This is a genomic window from Rhodococcus sp. 27YEA6, assembly GCF_044908235.1.
In the GTDB taxonomy this organism is placed as follows: Bacteria; Actinomycetota; Actinomycetes; order Mycobacteriales; family Mycobacteriaceae; genus Rhodococcus_F; species Rhodococcus_F qingshengii.
The window spans coordinates 276,137-293,657 of the sequence record NZ_JBIYCY010000004.1 but is presented as its reverse complement, the minus strand read 5'-3'; the positions used below and the strand labels follow the sequence as shown (position 1 = coordinate 293,657).

The window sequence follows — 17,521 nt, the reverse complement described above, 5'->3', positions numbered from 1 at the left end:
CGGAGCCGGCTCCCGAACCCACACCGACTCGTAAGTGGTTCAAGCGACCGCTGATCGTGGCACCGCTGGCAATCGTGCTGGTGGTGGGAATTGCGTTGACGGCTTGGTTGTCTCCGGTGCTCTCGGTCCGGGGCACCGAAGTTCTCGGTGCGACGACCGTCAGTGAGGAACAGATCCTTTCGCTCCTGGCCGTACCGACCGGTCAGCCGTTGATGCGGGTAGACACCGGCGCCGCCGCCGCACGTGTGGCGACGATTCCGAAGGTGGCCTCGGCTCGTGTGCAGCGGATGTATCCGTCGACTATCCGCGTCACCGTCACCGAACGGGTACCGGTCGTCTTCGTCGACTCACCTGAGGGTGCACACCTGCTGGACGAGAAGGGCGTCGACTTCGAGATGGGCGTCCCGCCGCCCGGGGTTCCGCGTCTGGTGACACCGACGCCCGGGTGGAACGACGAGCCGACGCTTGCCGCGCTCGAGGTGTTGTCGGTGTTGCCGCCGGATCTGAGATTTCAAGTGGGAGAGGTTGCCGCTCGGTCGATTTCGAGTGTCACGCTGACTCTGCTCGACGGTCGCGTCGTAAACTGGGGCGGTGTCGAGCACTCGGATCGTAAGGCTGCTGTGACGCTTCCGCTGTTGACCCAACCGGGGCAGACGTACGACGTGTCCAGTCCCGATCTGCCGACGGTCCGATAGCGCACGGTGCAGCCGTGCGTCAGTGCGCAGCAAATACTTCGGTGTGTCTCGGCGCGCCTAATGGCGGAACGCGACGACGGTGCATAGCGTTTCGTTTCAGATCGAATACTTGACATAACTCTAACCCTGTGGTTGAGGTTTAGGGTTGTTCTCGAAGAGCATGAAGCTACAAAAACAGCAGTAACAAAGACAGCAGCACTGACAAGCAGCGTGAAACACGACACGGAAGGCGAGAGCCGATGACGCCCCCGCACAACTACCTCGCCGTAATCAAGGTCGTCGGCATCGGCGGCGGCGGCGTGAACGCAGTCAACCGCATGATCGAACAGGGACTCAAGGGAGTCGAGTTCATCGCGGTCAACACGGACGCGCAAGCCCTTCTGATGAGTGACGCCGACGTCAAGCTCGACGTCGGTCGTGAATTGACCCGTGGCCTCGGCGCCGGTGCCGACCCGGAAGTGGGTCGCAAGGCAGCCGAAGATCACAAGGACGAGATCGAAGAGGTCATCAAGGGCGCCGACATGGTGTTCGTGACCGCAGGCGAGGGCGGTGGCACCGGAACCGGTGGTGCCCCTGTCGTGGCAAGCATCGCCCGGAAGCTGGGCGCACTCACCGTCGGTGTCGTGACGCGACCGTTCTCTTTCGAGGGCAAGCGTCGTGGGGGACAGGCGGATACCGGAATCCAGGCGCTCCGCGAGTCCTGCGACACGCTGATCGTCATTCCCAACGATCGCCTGCTCCAGCTGGGTGACGCGGCCGTCAGCCTGATGGACGCGTTCCGCAGCGCGGACGAGGTTCTCCTCAACGGCGTCCAGGGCATCACCGACCTCATCACCACTCCGGGTCTGATCAACGTCGACTTCGCGGACGTCAAGGGTGTCATGTCCGGTGCCGGTAGTGCGTTGATGGGAATCGGTTCCTCGCGGGGTGAGGGACGCGCGATCAAGGCGGCGGAATCCGCGATCAATTCCCCGCTCCTCGAAGCTTCGATGGAAGGCGCCCGCGGCGTGCTTCTGTCGATCGCCGGCGGTAGCGATCTGGGCCTGTTCGAGATCAACGAGGCGGCTTCGCTGGTGCAGGAAGCTGCCCACATCGACGCCAACATCATTTTCGGAACGGTCATCGACGATTCACTCGGTGACGAGGTTCGTGTGACGGTCATCGCTGCGGGATTCGACGGAGGAGCTCCGGCTCGTCGTCCCGTGGAGTCGACCGCGCAGGGACGTGGAGCTATCGGCGCCGGGCGCGCGGGTGAGGTCGGCCGGTCACCGGTGGCCGCCGAACCTGCTGGCGAGCAGCCGATTTCCGCAGCGCGCGAGACCACCGGTTCGGGCAGCTTGCCTCCGATCGGTGGCCCCCGCCATGCGCCGGTCCAGGAAGACGAGGGCGACGACGACGTCGACGTGCCGGTCTTCATGCGTCGCTGACGTAGGGCTACAAACAGTTTCGAGAACAGGGTGCCCGGAATTTCTGGGTACCCTGTTCTTGACTGGATGTCCGGTCACGTCTGAGCCGGACGACAACTTTCGACGTTTGTGAGCACACTTATCTTGAGTACCGAGAAGTCGACCACCCGCACCCGCATTCGCCGCGTCGTGACCAGCCGAGCCGGTGGTGTTTCCGCGTCACCGTACGAGTCGTTCAATCTCGGCGATCACGTCGGAGACGATCCGGCAGCCGTCGATGCGAATCGCCGACGTCTGGCACGCGAAATAGGCGTCGAGCCTGACCATCTCGTGTGGATGGAACAAATCCATTCGCGCAACGTCACTGTCGTGACGGAACCGACCGACGAAGTGATTCCGGTGACGGATGCTCTGGTCACCACTGTTCCCGGCCTGGCGCTCGCCACCCTCAGTGCAGATTGTGTTCCCGTTCTGCTCTCCGACGAGGAGGCCGGTGTGATCGCGGCCGTTCATGCCGGACGGATCGGTGCCCGCATCGGTATCGTCCCGCGCGTCCTCGCGGAGATGGTGCGTCAGGGCGCGGACGTTTCGCGTATCGGCGCCTTCCTCGGTCCGGCTGCGAGCGGACGCCAGTACGAGGTTCCCGCTGCGATGCGCGCGGACGTGGAAAAGCACTTGCCGGGCAGTGCAACTCGCACCGAGAAGGGCACGCCGGGGCTCGATCTGCGTGCGGGACTGCGTAAGCAGTTGCTCGCCGCGGGTGTGTCCGGTGTCGCCGAGGACCCGCGGTGCACGATCGAGGATCGCGCGTTGTTCAGTCATCGCCGAGAATCTCTGACCGGGCGTCAAGCTGCAGTGATCTGGATGGAAGCGCCCGCAGCGCAGGAAACCGTCTAGGCAGAAATGCGCGAGACGGAAATGCGGCTGACAGAAATATCGACGGCACTCGACTCGGTGAGGGCGCGATTGGCGGCCGCCTGCCTTGCCGCCGGTCGCGAGGTTTCCGACGTAGCACTGCTGCCGGTGACCAAATTCTTTCCGGCGTCCGACGCTCGAATTCTGTACGAACTGGGTTGCCGTGAATTCGGTGAGTCGCGTGAGCAGGAAGCAGTGGAGAAGGTCGCGGACTTCGACGGCGCTGCACAGACGGGCGCGATCGATGATCCGGTTCGCTGGCACATGATCGGACAGTTGCAGCGCAACAAAGCTCGATCGGTAGCGAAGTGGGCCTATGCAATTCACTCGGTGGACAGTGCGCGACTGGCCGATGCACTCGATCGGGCTGCGCTGAGTGCTTTGTCGGACGGTGAGCGCACGAAGCCGCTCCGGGCGCTCATCCAGGTAAGTCTCGACGGAGACCCCGCGCGTGGCGGAGTTCCGACGGGCGAGCTAACGCCTCTCGCCGAGCGGATCGAATCAGCCGAAGGTCTCGAATTCGCGGGACTGATGGCCGTCCCGCCGCTTGGATCAGATCCGGACGAGCAGTTCGAAATCCTCCGCAGGGCACATCTTTTGATCCTCGAATCGCATCCCCGGGCAACCGAACTCTCGGCCGGCATGACCGGCGATCTGGAGGCTGCAGTGCGCCACGGATCAACCTGCGTGCGTGTCGGAACCGCACTGCTCGGCTCACGACCAGTAATCTCGAGGTGATCGCTCAGGTGATCGCCCAACCCGTCCACACCGCTGCGACCGGTCGCAGTCGGATTGATTCCGCCGCGCCAAGGAAGGTCGATCAATGAGCAACCTGCATAAGTTCAAGGCTTACTTCGGCATGGTTCCCCTCGATGACTACGAGGACGAATACGTGGAGGAGCCCGATCAGGCTCGCCGCGCACCCCGTCGTAGTCACGACGGCTATGCCGAGCGCGACGACCGCGAGTTCGTCGAACCTGCCTTCTCGAAGGCGAGCTACGCGCCCAGTCGTCGTGACGAAGAGGACGCGGAGTTCGATCGCTACGATTCTCGGCCCCGCGTCGACACCGTTCCCAGCCGCAGCAGCCGCCCGGCGATGGCGCCGCGCCCGGCAAGCCGTGGCAACCTCGCGGTCGACGCGCGCGCAGAGCGACCCGAAGCGCGACGTGCGCCGGTTGTCGACGACGGCGGCCCGCTCGCCAAGATCACGACACTGCGTCCGCAGAGCTACGCAGAGGCCCGCACGATCGGTGAGCGGTTCCGGGACGGCACTCCCGTCATCATGGATCTGGTCGACATGAGCAACGCCGACGCGAAGCGTCTGGTCGATTTCGCGGCCGGCCTGGCGTTCGCATTGCGTGGTTCTTTCGACAAGGTAGCCACCAAAGTGTTTCTTCTCTCACCGGCCGACATCGACGTTTCCGCCGAGGAGCGCCGTCGGATCGCCGAGACGGGTTTCTACAGCCAGAAATGATGGTCTCGACCGCAGTCCGGCCCCTGAGCAGGGGTGACGTGAGCACATTCGAACGGCGGCCCGCCTCGGCGGACGCCGCATTCGGACCCATCGCCGGCCGTTACAAGACGGACTCGATGCGGACCGGTTCCGGAATTGCTGCGGTGTGTCTGTTTTGGACACACCGCAGAAGTCAGGCAGAGTGAGGGTGTGGACGCGCTTCTCTCTGTGATCTATCTGGTGCTGGTTGTCTTCTGGCTGTTGCTGATCGGCAGAGTGATCGTCGAGTTCGTTCGTTCGTTTGCCAGAGATTGGCGACCGACCGGATTGGTCGCAGTCATTCTCGAAACCATTTTTACGATCACCGATCCTCCGGTGAAACTGCTCCGCAGGTTGATCCCCCCGATCAACCTCGGTGGAGTTCGCTTGGATCTATCCATCATGGTCTTGCTTTTCATCGTCATCATCCTGATGTCGGTTGTTCGCTGAGCGCAGTCCGAGTTAGTGGTGTGCCAGAATGGATGCCATAACTCATCCAGTGGTTCGCCACTACGTAGACTGTGTTGCAACTGAATGCTTGCTAGACCGCCAAATGACGCGTGAAGGGATCCTTCCATGCCGCAACTGACTCCAGCTGACGTGCACAACGTTGCGTTCAGCAAGCCGCCTATCGGCAAGCGTGGCTACAACGAGGACGAGGTCGACGCATTCCTCGACCTCGTCGAGCAGGCGCTGTCGCAGCTCATCGAAGAGAATGCGGACCTGCGCCAGCGCGTAGGTGAGCTGGATCAGGAGCTCGCGGCTGCCAAGAAGTCGCCGGCACCTGCTCAGCAGGCAGCACCCGTCGCAGCGCAGCCCAAGCCGGAGCCCGCTCGGGTCGTCGAACCGCCCAAGCCTGCACCTGTTGCAGCGCCGGTTCCCGCCGCCGCTGCCGTTGCAGCGCCGCAGAGTGGCGACACCCACATGCAGGCCGCAAAGGTCCTCGGACTGGCTCAGGAGATGGCGGATCGCCTCACCAACGATGCCAAGACCGAGTCCGAGCAGCTGCTCGGCAGTGCCCGCACCAACTCCGAGCAGCTCATGAGCGAGGCTCGCAGCAAGGCTGACGGCATGATCGCGGATGCGCGCAACAAGTCGGAGGCAATGCTCACCGACGCTCAGACTCGCTCCGAGACCCAGCTTCGCCAGGCTCAGGAGAAGGCAGACGCTCTCAAGGCGGACGCCGAGAAGAAGCACACCGAAATCATGGCGACCATCAACCAGCAGCGTTCGGTCCTCGAGGGCCGTATCGAGCAGCTCAAGACGTTCGAACGCGAGTACCGGGTGCGCCTGAAGTCCTACCTGGAATCGCAGCTCGAAGAGCTCGAACAGCGCGGCTCGGCCGTTCCGGTCGACGGTGGACAGGATTCCTACAGCCCGTCCTTCGCCAAGGGAAACAGCTGACCGAGAGCGCCCCGTCGGCTCAGCTATCGGACCGGACAAAGGTTGATACGTGCTGGTCGTGACGTTGGTTCTCGCGGGAGTTGGTTTCGCTCTCCTGATCGTCGCCCTGACCACAGGGTCGTTGATCTGGGCGTGGGCATGTATCGCGATTTGTGTAGCAGGTGCCGTCCTCCTGCTGGTCAGTGCGCTGACCAGCAGGAAGGCGGTTCCTTCGTTGGATGACCCGGCATCGGGCAGCGGAATGTCGTCGCCTTACGGTCGAGTCGAGAGTTCCTCGAATTCGTCGATCGACGATGCAGCCACCGCCAACGATGACAATCAGAGAAATCATGGCGAGTCGCCGGGTGGCCCCGACAAGTCCTAGGGCGAGTTCCGACAAGGTCCAGGACGAGTATTAGACTGTCCAACACGAATACCAGGCTGTGATCCGGCAATCACCGGGGAGCTTTCGGAAGAACGGTTCTTGTCGCTTCAGGCGCCCAGAACTCAGTAGAACCGAACGGGTGAGCCCGTCACAGCTCGATCGAGTGGCACCTCGGGATCCAAGCGCGGATCTACGGGGTGCAAACGGGGTGGTACCGCGGTGTCGGCGCACAAGCGCCACGTCGTCCCCGTGCCGAGTCCGACTGGCACGAGGAGATCGCCATGGCGAGTAACGGGTATCCCAAAGTCGACTACGGTGTCCCCGCCGACACCGGAGTCAAGTTCCCCGAACTGGAACAGAAAGTCCTGAAACAGTGGGACGACGACGACACCTTCCGTGCGTCGGTTTCCAATCGGGACGGCAGCGAAGAGTTCGTTTTCTACGACGGACCGCCCTTCGCAAACGGCTTGCCGCATTACGGTCACCTGCTGACGGGGTACGTCAAGGACCTGGTGCCGCGCTTCCAGACCATGCGTGGACGCAAGGTCGAGCGACGCTTCGGCTGGGACTGCCACGGACTGCCCGCAGAACTCGAAGCGGAGAAGCAACTCGGCATCAAGGACAAGGCCGAGATCGAAGTCATGGGTCTGGCCAAGTTCAACGAGTACTGCAAGGCCTCGGTGCTCAAGTACACCGACGAGTGGCGCGACTACGTCACCCGCCAGGCACGTTGGGTCGACTTCGACAACGACTACAAGACCCTGGACGTCGACTTCATGGAGTCCGTCATGTGGGCCTTCAAGGAGCTGCACGACAAGGGCCTGATCTATCAGGGCTTCCGCGTGCTGCCCTACAGCTGGTACGAGCAGACTCCGCTGTCCAATCAAGAGACTCGTCTCGACGACGCGTACAAGATGCGTCAGGATCCTGCAGTCACGGTCGACATGCCGCTGGTCGCTCCGGGTTCACCATTGGACGGCGCAAACGCGATCATCTGGACCACGACTCCGTGGACACTGCCGTCCAACTTGGCCACTGCGGTTCATCCCGAGGTCGACTACGTCCAGGTGCTCGGCGAGGACGGAAAGCGGTACGTGCTCGCGGAAGCACGGGTTGCTCACTACGCACGTGAGCTGGGGGAGGACCCCGAGGTCGTTTCCCGTCACAAGGGCGCCGAGCTGGTCGGACTGTCGTACGTACCGCCGTTCGACTTCTTCCTCGGACATCCGAACGCGCACGTCGTGCTTTCGGCCGACTACGTGACAACCGATTCCGGAACCGGAATCGTCCACCTCGCACCGGCTTTCGGTGAGGAGGATATGGATGTCGCCACGGCCAACGGTATCGAGGTCGTGCAGCCGCTCGATCCGGGTGGAAAGTTCACCTCGATGGTTCCGCCGTACGAGGGCTTGATGGTGTTCGACGCCAACCCGGTCATCATCAAGGACCTCAAGGCTGCCGGAAAGCTGCTGCGGCACGAGACGATCGAGCACTCGTACCCGCACAGTTGGCGCAGTGGGCAGCCGCTCATCTACATGGCGGTTCCCTCGTGGTTCGTCGCGGTCACCAAGTTCCGCGATCGCATGGTCGAGCTGAACAAGGACATCACGTGGGTGCCCGAGCACATCCGTGACGGCCAGTTCGGCAAGTGGCTCGAAGGTGCACGCGACTGGAACATCAGCCGAAACCGCTACTGGGGCAGCCCGATCCCGGTGTGGGTCTCGGACGATCCGCAGTACCCGCGTACGGACGTCTACGGATCGCTCGATCAGTTGGAGGCAGACTTCGGTGTGCGTCCGACCGATCTGCATCGCCCGATGATCGACGACCTGGTCCGCCCGAACCCCGACGACCCAACCGGGAAGTCGATGATGCGCCGCGTTCCCGAGGTGCTCGACTGCTGGTTCGAATCCGGTTCGATGCCGTACGCGCAGGTGCACTACCCATTCGAGAACCGTGAATGGTTCGAGGGTCATTTCCCGGGCGATTTCATCGTCGAGTACAACGGGCAGACTCGCGGCTGGTTCTACACGCTGCACGTGCTGGCCACCGCACTCTTCGATCGTCCGGCGTTCAAAACCGTTGCTGCGCACGGCATCGTGCTCGGCGACGACGGACTCAAGATGAGCAAGTCCAAGGGCAACTACCCGGACGTGAAGGAGGTGTTCAACCGCGACGGCAGCGATGCCATGCGCTGGTTCCTGATGTCTTCGCCGATCTTGCGCGGCGGAAACCTCATCGTGACCGAGCAGGGCATCCGCGAAGGTGTGCGTCAGGCATTGCTCCCGCTGTGGAACGCCTGGAGCTTCCTGCAGTTGTACGCCCCGGAATCCGGTGTGTGGCGTACCGACTCGGAGAACATCCTCGATCAGTACATCCTGGCCAAGCTCGCTACCACCCGCGACGTGATCACCGAGGCCCTCGAGGTCAACGACATCGCCGGCGCGTGCGACGAGCTTCGGTTGTTCTGTGACGCACTCACCAACTGGTATGTGCGACGGTCGCGTTCGCGGTTCTGGGACGAGGATCGCGACGCGATCGACACCCTGCACACCGTGCTCGAGGTCGTGACGCGTCTCGCTGCGCCGCTGTTGCCGTTGGTGTCCGAGGTGATCTGGCGAGGGTTGACCGGGGAGCGCTCGGTTCACCTGGCTGATTGGCCCGAGGCGTCGGAGCTCCCCGCGAACCCCGACCTGGTAGCGGCGATGGACGACGTCCGGACCGTGTGCTCCACGGTGCTGAGCCTGCGCAAGGCACAGAATCTGCGAGTTCGTCTTCCGCTGCCCGAGGTCACGGTTGCGGCGCCGGATGCCGAGCGTCTGCGTCCGTTCCTCGGACTGATCGCCGACGAGGTCAACGTCAAGAAGGTCGATCTGACCGATGACGTCGACGTGCACGGGCGCTTCGAGATCGCGGTCAATGCGCGTGCTGCAGGACCGCGTCTGGGCAAGTCCGTTCAGACTGTCATCAAGGCGGTCAAGGCGGGCGACTGGACCGAGAACGCGGACGGCGTCGTGGTTGCGGCGGGCATCGAACTGCTGCCCGAGGAGTACACGCAGAAACTGGTTGCGGCCGAGCCGGATTCGACGGCTGCACTGCCGGACGGTGCGGGACTGGTCGTACTCGATTCCGCTGTGACGGAGGAACTTGAAGCCGAGGGATGGGCCAAGGACCGTATCCGTCAGTTGCAGGATGCGCGCCGTGCTGCCGGTTTGGACGTCTCGGACCGGATCAACGTCGTGCTCGAGGTTCCGCAGGACTGCAAGGAGTGGGCGGAGCGTCATCGCGAATTGATCGCCGGTGAGGTTCTGGCCACCTCCTTCTCTGTGGGTGAAGCGGGAGACGACGCCGTCGATCTCGGTGACGGTATCCGCGCCGCAATCACGAAGGTCTAGTACTGACGCGACTACTCCGGCTCTCCGATGAATGTCTGTATGTCGGGGTGCCGGAGTAGTTTGCTCTCATGAGTACGAGCAAGGAAACCGTGGCGCGCATTCTCGAGCAGTTGGAACCGCTCGACGTGCGGGCAAGGGCGATGTTCGGCGAGTACGGAGTGTATTGCGACGAGAAGATCGTGGGCTTGATCTGCGGAGACGTCCTGTTCGTCAAACCCACGGAGGTCAGTACGGAGTTCGGATCAGAGGCCGATCTGGCTCCGCCGTACCCGGGAGCGAAGGATTATTACCGGGTGACGGAGGAACGGTTGCAGGACCTCGATCACCTGCACGCCTTCATTCAACGGACTGCCGACGTATTGCCCCTGCCGAAGAAGAAGTCGCCGAAGAAGAAGGCGCGGACGTAAATTCTGCACCTACTTTTGAGAGAACCGTAACGCCCGATGAATCAAGGTGATCCCACACGAAGTCGTAGGTGGGTGCTGCATCTCGACATGGATGCGTTTTTCGCTTCCGCCGAGCAGTTGACGCGTCCCACTCTGCGAGGTCGCCCGGTGCTGGTCGGCGGCTTGGGCGGGCGCGGGGTGGTGGCCGGGGCAAGTTACGAAGCGAGAGTTTTCGGTGCGCGATCGGCAATGCCGATGCATCAAGCACGCCGGATGGTCGGTGGTGGAGCGGTGGTATTGCCACCGCGGATGTCGTTGTATTCGGTTCTGAGTAAACGCACCTTCGACGCGTTGCGCCTTCGTATGCCGATCCTCGAGCAACTGTCGGTGGACGAGGCCTTCGGCGAACCAGTGGAGTTGGCCGGAGTCGGCGCCGACGAGGTCCGCGCGTTTTGTGAGGACCTGCGGGCGTTGATCAAAGCCGAGACCGGGTTGGTCGCTTCGATCGGGGCCGGCGCAGGTAAGCAGGTCGCCAAGATCGCGTCGGGACTGGCAAAGCCCGACGGCGTCGCAGTGATTCCTCCCGGGATGCAGCACGAGTTGCTCGATCCACTGCCGGTGCGAAAGCTCTGGGGGATCGGTCCCGTCGCCGAGGAAAAGCTCAAGCGTCTCGGCATCGAAACCATCGGTGGGTTTGCCCGCACTCCCATAGCGGAGGTGGCGTCGATACTGGGAACCACTGTCGGTCCGGGGTTGCATCGGCTCGCACAGGGGATCGACGATCGGCCGGTCGCCGAGCGTGCCGAATCCAAGCAGATCAGCGCGGAATCCACGTTCGCCGCAGACATCGTCACGATGGCGCAACTGCGCGCCGCCGTCGAAAGTAGTGGTCGTGCAGCATTTTCCAGGCTGGAGAAGGACGGAAGAGCTGCTCGCACCGTCGTACTGAAGCTCAAGAAGTCCGATATGAGTATCTTGACTCGATCCGTGACGCTGCCGTTTGCCACCATCGACCGCCAAATCCTCATCGCGACTGCGCAGAAACAGGTCATCGATCCACAGGAATTGGGGCCGATTCGCCTGGTCGGTGTGGGATTCGCCGGTTTGTCCACCGTTCGGCAAGGATCACTTTTTCCCGAGTTGGATCAGGATGTTCCCGGCTATCCGGTCGAGACTCTCACGGGCGCCCTCGATGAGGCTGAACTCGACGTTCCGGTGGCCGCACGCGTGCCTCAGCGCTACTGGCACCCCGGTTTGGACGTGAAGCATCCAGAATACGGACACGGTTGGGTGCAGGGCGCCGGGCACGGTGTGGTCACCGTTCGCTTCGAAACCCGTTCCAGCGGAACGGGAATCGCCAAAACCTTTGCCGAATCCGATGAGGTGCTCGAGGTAGCAGATGCGGTCGACAGCCTTCTCTGAGGATGTCCTTAGACTTTTTCCGCTTACCGTTGGGTAATGTTGTCGACGATCCTCGAGCAAGCACGATGTTCGACTGACGCTCGAATGTGAACACCCGAATGGATAGGACTGAGAAGTTGAAGCTTCAGAAGATGACCGTTGCAGCCGTGGCGATCGCAGCAGCCCTGACGATGACCGCTTGTGGCTCGGATGACAAGACCGACTCGCCCACCACGACGTCGAAGACCACGACGACCACGACGGCCTCGGACTCGACAGATGCGCCGGTCGCGTTGCCGACCGCCCCTGAGCTCAACGCCAAGGTCGCCCAGGCACTCGACGAAACCGTTCCGGCCGCAGACAAGGTCAACCTCGTCCAGGGCGCCGAGGCTGATCCCGAGCTCATCAACCAGGTCGCTGCTGCCGCCAAGGCTGCCGGCGCGCAGGTCGAGATCCTCGACCCGGTCACCGACACAGGCAGCGAGACGGCAGCAGCTTCGCTGAACATCGTCGTCAACGGCCAGCCGCTGCAGCAGGGCCTGCAGGCGTCGTTCGTCTACGAAGACGGCGTCTGGAAGCTCTCGAAGACCACCGCTTGCCAGATCGTCGGCGTTGCAGGTCTGACCTCGCCGGCTTGCGCTGCTTGATCTCTCGGTAACACCTGAAACACCAGAGCGGCCGCCGACTCCCGAAGGGGAGTGGGCGGCCGCTCTTCACGCGGTAAGCGACGTCAGTGATGGAATCCCTCGGTGACGCGCGGCCGCGGCATCGGGCTGTCCAGTTCGTCGAGGAACGCGGTTTCCTCTTCGATGATGCGCAGCAGATTGGCCGCCAGGTCCATGCTCAGTCCGTTACGAACCACGATGCGCTGCACTGTCAGATCCGCGAGATCGTCCGGCATGGGGTAGGCCGGCACCAACCAGCCCTTGCCTCGCAACCGGTCCGAGAGGTCGTACAGCGTCCAGTTGGACGTGTGCCCCTCGGCGAGGCGCCACGCGAAGACCGGGATGTCGGAACCGTCGTTCCACAGTTCGAACGCGTCGAGTTTCCCGATTCCTTCGGCGAGAAATTTCGCCACGTCCTGGGAGGACTGCTGGATCGCGCGATAGCCGTCGTGGCCGAGACGCAGGAACAAGTAGAACTGCAAGATCACCTGAGCGCCGGGTCGCGAGAAGTTCAGTGCGAAGGTCGGCATACTGCCGCCGAGGTAGCTCACCTTGAAGACGAGGTCGTCGGGAAGTAGATCCTGCGATCGCCAGACCACCCAGCCGAGGCCGGGGTAGACGAGTCCGTACTTGTGCGCCGAGGTGTTGATGGAGTGCACGCGTGGGAGTCGGAAATCCCATTCGAGTTCGGGCTGTAGGAACGGGGCGATCATCGCACCGGAAGCGCCGTCGACGTGGATGGGGACGTCGAGTCCCGTCTTCGCCTGGATCGCGTCGAGTGCCTTCGAGATTTCCAGGACCGGCTCGTACATCCCGGTGTAGGTGACGCCCATGATCGCGACGACGCCGATGGTGTTCTCGTCGACGTACTTGTCCAGATCGTGACCGTCGAGGGTCCGGTGTTCCTCGCTGATCGGCACGTAACGCGCTTCGACGTCCCAGTAGTTGCAGAACTTCTCCCAGCACACCTGGACCGCGGAACTCATGATGAGATTTGGCTTTTCGGTGGACTTGCCCGCGGCTTTTCGTGCGTGCTGCCAGCGTCGTTTCATCGCCAGGCCGCCGAGCATGCAGGCTTCGGACGAACCGATCGTCGAGGTGCCGATTGCGTCCTTGGGGGAGGGTGAGTGCCAGAGGTCGGCAAGGATACGCCAGCAATAGGTTTCGATCGCGGCGGTCTGCGGATACTCGTCCTTGTCGATCATGTTCTTGTCGAACGACTCGGCATACAGTTTGGTGGCGTGATCGTCCATCCACGTGCTGACGAACGTCGCGAGATTGAGCCGCGCATTGCCGTCGAGCATCGTTTCGTCGTGGACGATCTGATACGCGGTCTCGGGAAGCATGCCGTCGGGTTCGAGTGTGTACTTCGATGCAACCGAATCCTCGCCAGGCCTCGAGAAGATCGGATTGACGGCTACGTAATCGGTGTGATCTGACCTTCTGGGTTCCGGCATGAACTCTGGCTCCTCACATCAGTGTGTCGCGTTGGTCTGTTTCGTACCTACTCTCACCGTTCAGTGTGGACGGGCAGTTGTCAAAGGGTCCATGATCAATCAAGTATCCGGTCTGAAGTCCTAGTCTGCACACATCGTAGAAAGCGGCGAAAGAACACACGGTGGTGACAATCATGAGTGGGCCTACGATGCGAGGCAAGGACAGGCGAGAATCAGAGGCCCTGCGCCCGCCGCGCCGCAATCGAGGACGGACTTCTGTTTCGCTGATCGCAACTGCGACGAAAGGGCCGGATCGCAGATGGCTTGCCTCCTGGAGCGATCCACGGGTTGACATGAATTCGCAGAGTCACCGCGACTCCGACGGTCTTAGTAGCGTCACCCGGGAGATTTCGTGGCTGGAGGTACGCAGGCACGATCGAACGCGAGTTGCGACAGCGCGAGTGAAGCTTCGGGCCGGATCCTGTCGGCAAACACCCTTCGGCCGACAGGATCCTGCCCATCGCTCGTCAGTGCAGCGAGCGAGTTCGCATGTCTGTCCCGCGGCGACCTGATCGCCGGTGAGCCTGTCCGCCAGCGGATTCCACATCTTCGAAAACCGTCGAACTTTGGAGGTTTGGTGATTCGGGTGTCGGGGGCGCCTGGCCTCGGCGCTCGGCTCCTTTGGTGAAATTGCGTTCAGGGCGCCGTGCTTGGTCGTGGAGCATCATCGATTCACAGGCTGGCGAGCACCAAGATCCCGGCGCTGATGGCCAAGGTGGCGACCAGCAACACCAGCGCTGAATTTCGTGTTGGCCCCGGGAAGCTGCGGCCGATCCCGAAATCGTCGGATCTGCGGCGGTGCCCTCGGTGACTGATTGCAATAATGCCGACTGCACCGATCAGCGTGCTTCCCCCGAGAATACCGATTGCGACTGTTGGGCCGGGGACATAGCGCAGGTAGATCAGCGCCGCCGTAGCCAAGGAGGTACCAGTCCGAACCCATGCCATCGTGGTCCGTTCTGGCTGTAGCCCTCGGTCGGCATGTGTGGGTTGAAGGGGTGTCACCGCGTCACCTCGACCATCAACAACGTCAGCGCGGATCCCAGTACAAGCCCCGCGGCGATGCCTGCGAACGCAGGGACTGGGAGGCTTCGCCCCAACCGCAAAGCGCGTTCGACCGCGATCCATCGATGAAATGCACTGACAGACAGCATGGTTGACCCAGTCAACACGCCAACTACCAGGGTGGCGTGAACGGTGGGGCCAACCATCTCGGAGCCGAATGCCTCGAAGCCGACGGCGGCGGCAACCAAAGCCAGGGCGGTCCGGATCCAGGCGAGGAATGTGCGTTCGTTGGCCAGGGTGAATCGAGGGTCCGGGTCTTCGCCGACCCGGAACGCACCGGGGCACCAGAACGGTCTCATTTGGCGACGGCGACGAAGGGGGCCGGCGGGGTGAGCTTCGTGAGATGATCCGCGTGATATGCGGCGAAGGCCTCGAGGACCTCCGGCTGTGTGCCGATCCAGAATGCGCCTTTCGCGAGCTGAGCGAAGATGCTCTCTGCAGCCTGCTCGGGTGTCAGGCCCTGGCCGAGGTACCGGTCGAGTTGCTCGCGAAGCGCTTCACCGGCCAGGCCGCTGGCTGACGCACCTGAATAGATCTGGGTCCGTACCGCGCCCGGGAGCACTGCCGATACCTGAATGGGAGCGCCGACGGTCTTCACGTCCAGGTAGAGCGTCTCGGTCAGGGCTAGCACCGCGTGCTTACTCGTGAGATATGGCGATTGCAGTGCGCCCGCGCTGAGGCCACCGATAGAGCTGAGATTGAGCACGTATGCCTCCTCGCCAGACGCGATCATTCGTGGGAGGAATGCGTGGACCCCGTTGAGCACACCGCCCACATTTATCGACAGCAACCGCTGCCAGCGGTCTATCGGAACCTCCCAAAATAGGCCAGGGGCCTCGATCCCGGCGTTGTTGACGAGCAATCGGACAGAGCCGAACCGCTCGTACGCGGCCCGGGCCAGCCCCTCCACCGACGACGGGTCACTGACGTCCGTCTGGACCGCAGTGGCCTCGGTGGCTGCCGTTGACAGTTCGGCCGCGAGTTGTTCGGCCCGGGGCATGTCGATGTCCGCTAACACCACGTTCATTCCGATGGAGGCCGCGTGTCGTGCGAGCCCCTCGCCGATTCCGGATGCCGCGCCGGTGATGACGGCGGTGCCGCCGGAGAACTTGTCATGCGTGATAGTCACTTGTGGCCTCCGTGGGGGACTGTTGCTTGACCGGTATTGTCGCGGCGGCAGGACGTGCAGTATTCGCGCCAATCGTTGCTCCGCCGGAGGCGGGGGCGCGTCCGTGACTCATCGTGAACGCCACTATGAGACCGATGGCGCCGAGTGCACCGAGTAGTAGGAAGACGTAGGTGAATCCCGCATCCGTGTAAATGATCTGGCGTGTGCCTTGGTCGAAGGACCAAATGTGCGCGGAGAGGATCGCGCTGAGGATGGTGACGCCGAATGCAGCGCCGAGGCTGTTGCTGGAGCCGAGTACGCCGGCGTTCGCCCCCGTCTGAGATGGCGGTACCGCTTCGACGACAAGGTTGGCGCTGGCTGCGTAGAAGAATCCCTGGCCGACGCCGAAGATGGCGACCAGTGTGATGATCTGCCACTGTTGGTCGTGCACAAAGGCCAGCAGGCTCAGGCTGATCATGATCGCGGTCATGGCGACGATGAGGCTCGCCCGGGGGCCACTGCTGCGCGCGAGCAGTCCGGCCAGGGGGCCGCTCGCCATGGCGAGGATGCCATGTGGGAGAGTCCACAGCGCGAAGGCGAAGGCAGTGAGCCCGAACCCGTAAGAGATGCCGTCAACCCGTGGCGTCATGAGCATCAGTGGCAACGCGAACGCGTATCCACCGATAGCGAATGAGCCGAGTAAGCTTGCGAGCATCGTGCTGCGCATGGCACGCGCCCACAGCACCCGCATGTCGATCAGAGGTTGCGTGGTGTGCAATTCGTAGAGGACGAACACCGCGATCAGGACCGCAGAGACCGCGAACGCAATCAGCGTCTTTGGTGAGTCCCATCCCCAAGAGCGACCCTGGTTGATGGAGAGCATCAGCAGCAATGATCCGCCGCCCAGCAGGCCCGCGCCTACCCAGTCGAGCTGGTGGGACAGGCGCAGCGGCGATTCCGGCGCGGTGAAATAGACCGCCGGGGCGATGACGGCGACATAGGCGAGGAGGAACCAGAAGATTGCGCGGTAACCGAACTCGGTCGAGAGGTAGCCGCCGATGAGCGGGCCGGCGATACCGTTGAATCCGATGCCGGTGGACACTGCCGACAGGGCCACGGGGATCATGCGTCGTGGGAAGACATCGCGGATGAGGCCGTAAGCGAGCGGGGTCATGCCGACGCTCGCGGCCTCGAGGGCGCGCCCGAGCAGCAGAATCGGAAAGGTCGGGGCGAGGGCGCAGGTCAGCGTTCCGATGGCGAATATGCCGGCGACGATCATCAGCATGCGCTTCTTGCCGTAGATGTCTCCGAGCTTGCCGATGATCGGCAAGCTGACGACCCCGACAAGACCGAGGATGGTCACCACCCAGCCGATGTCAGGAGTGTTGAATTCGGCCGCCATGTATCGCAGTGATGGGTACACCATGCTGTATTCGAGGGGAGCGACTTCGAACAGTAGAACGATCGAGATCAACAGGCCCACATAGTATTTGGTTGATCGTTCAGGCGCTCGGCGTTGTTGCGGCGGTGGGGGGGTAGGTCGAGTCACGACAGTCTCGTTTCCTTGAGTTGTGGTTTCGTGGCGATTTGAACGTCGATCCATGAGTCCGCGGACCCGGAACATTCGGCGATGTCGGCCGTGAGGGACTTTGGTAGCACGGAGTGCGCGTATCAAGGTTGTGTCGCAATTGGTCGAAATATCGACCGATGCGGTAAGGTGATGCGCGTT

General features: G+C 62.6%; 17 protein-coding genes. 12 read left to right on the top strand and 5 right to left on the bottom strand.

The features are described 5' to 3' along the window. Positions 1-56 precede the first annotated feature (56 nt). From ABH939_RS13960 to ABH939_RS13905, 12 genes are all read left to right on the top strand, one after another. The gene (locus ABH939_RS13960) at positions 57-695 is read left to right on the top strand and encodes a cell division protein FtsQ/DivIB (RefSeq protein ID WP_007733212.1); all 639 of its coding nucleotides are present in this window, start codon (positions 57-59) and stop codon (positions 693-695) included. 239 nt (positions 696-934) lie between these two features. After that, entirely contained in the window at positions 935-2,122 is a 1,188-nt protein-coding gene (ftsZ, locus tag ABH939_RS13955) for a cell division protein FtsZ (protein ID WP_003941788.1), read from the top strand. Between the two features lie 108 nt (positions 2,123-2,230). Beyond that, positions 2,231-2,998, top strand: coding sequence for a peptidoglycan editing factor PgeF (pgeF, locus tag ABH939_RS13950; protein ID WP_007733207.1), 768 nt, complete (start codon positions 2,231-2,233; stop codon positions 2,996-2,998). Between the two features lie 6 nt (positions 2,999-3,004). After that, a complete protein-coding gene (locus ABH939_RS13945) occupies positions 3,005-3,754 on the top strand; it encodes a YggS family pyridoxal phosphate-dependent enzyme (RefSeq protein ID WP_047270104.1) in 750 nt (249 codons plus the stop codon). An 85-nt stretch (positions 3,755-3,839) separates the two neighbouring features. Beyond that, a complete protein-coding gene (locus ABH939_RS13940) occupies positions 3,840-4,490 on the top strand; it encodes a cell division protein SepF (protein WP_003941752.1) in 651 nt (216 codons plus the stop codon). Between the two features lie 189 nt (positions 4,491-4,679). Further along, the gene (locus ABH939_RS13935; RefSeq protein ID WP_003941780.1) at positions 4,680-4,958 is read left to right on the top strand and encodes a YggT family protein; all 279 of its coding nucleotides are present in this window, start codon (positions 4,680-4,682) and stop codon (positions 4,956-4,958) included. 126 nt (positions 4,959-5,084) lie between these two features. After that, positions 5,085-5,912 carry a DivIVA domain-containing protein gene (locus ABH939_RS13930; protein ID WP_003941722.1) on the top strand — a complete coding sequence of 276 codons (828 nt, stop codon included), beginning with the start codon at positions 5,085-5,087 and terminating at the stop codon, positions 5,910-5,912. Positions 5,913-5,961: 49 nt separating this feature from the next. Continuing rightward, on the top strand, positions 5,962-6,276 hold the full coding sequence (locus tag ABH939_RS13925) for a hypothetical protein (RefSeq protein WP_007733197.1): 315 nt from the start codon (positions 5,962-5,964) through the stop codon (positions 6,274-6,276). Between the two features lie 281 nt (positions 6,277-6,557). Next, positions 6,558-9,671, top strand: coding sequence for an isoleucine--tRNA ligase (gene ileS / locus ABH939_RS13920; RefSeq protein WP_404649724.1), 3,114 nt, complete (start codon positions 6,558-6,560; stop codon positions 9,669-9,671). A gap of 68 nt (positions 9,672-9,739) precedes the next feature. Then, on the top strand, positions 9,740-10,078 hold the full coding sequence (locus ABH939_RS13915) for a TfoX/Sxy family protein (protein WP_073512221.1): 339 nt from the start codon (positions 9,740-9,742) through the stop codon (positions 10,076-10,078). Positions 10,079-10,114: 36 nt separating this feature from the next. Then, positions 10,115-11,479, top strand: a complete 1,365-nt coding sequence (locus ABH939_RS13910) for a DNA polymerase IV (protein ID WP_042452844.1) — start codon at positions 10,115-10,117, stop codon at positions 11,477-11,479. A 131-nt stretch (positions 11,480-11,610) separates the two neighbouring features. After that, positions 11,611-12,105 carry a hypothetical protein gene (locus ABH939_RS13905; protein WP_223304502.1) on the top strand — a complete coding sequence of 165 codons (495 nt, stop codon included), beginning with the start codon at positions 11,611-11,613 and terminating at the stop codon, positions 12,103-12,105. Positions 12,106-12,188: 83 nt separating this feature from the next. Here ABH939_RS13905 and ABH939_RS13900 read toward each other — a convergent pair whose 3' ends face one another. The 5 genes from ABH939_RS13900 to ABH939_RS13880 all read right to left on the bottom strand — a co-directional run bounded on the left by ABH939_RS13900 (position 12,189) and on the right by ABH939_RS13880 (position 17,275). After that, positions 12,189-13,580 carry a glutamate decarboxylase gene (locus ABH939_RS13900; protein ID WP_042921836.1) on the bottom strand — a complete coding sequence of 464 codons (1,392 nt, stop codon included), beginning with the start codon at positions 13,578-13,580 and terminating at the stop codon, positions 12,189-12,191. Between the two features lie 711 nt (positions 13,581-14,291). Next, the gene (locus ABH939_RS13895) at positions 14,292-14,624 is read right to left on the bottom strand and encodes a DUF202 domain-containing protein (RefSeq protein WP_218694883.1); all 333 of its coding nucleotides are present in this window, start codon (positions 14,622-14,624) and stop codon (positions 14,292-14,294) included. Continuing rightward, positions 14,621-14,983: a YidH family protein gene (locus ABH939_RS13890; RefSeq protein WP_404649723.1), complete on the bottom strand. Its 363-nt coding sequence runs from the start codon at positions 14,981-14,983 to the stop codon at positions 14,621-14,623. The genes ABH939_RS13895 and ABH939_RS13890 overlap by 4 nt, the downstream gene beginning before the upstream one ends. Continuing rightward, positions 14,980-15,813 carry an SDR family NAD(P)-dependent oxidoreductase gene (locus ABH939_RS13885; protein WP_063316146.1) on the bottom strand — a complete coding sequence of 278 codons (834 nt, stop codon included), beginning with the start codon at positions 15,811-15,813 and terminating at the stop codon, positions 14,980-14,982. Before ABH939_RS13885 ends, ABH939_RS13890 begins: the two co-directional genes overlap by 4 nt. Beyond that, positions 15,797-17,275 (bottom strand): MFS transporter, encoded by a 1,479-nt coding sequence (locus ABH939_RS13880; RefSeq protein ID WP_391590856.1) that lies wholly within the window; start codon positions 17,273-17,275, stop codon positions 15,797-15,799. The genes ABH939_RS13885 and ABH939_RS13880 overlap by 17 nt, the downstream gene beginning before the upstream one ends. Between the last annotated feature and the right edge of the window lie 246 nt (positions 17,276-17,521).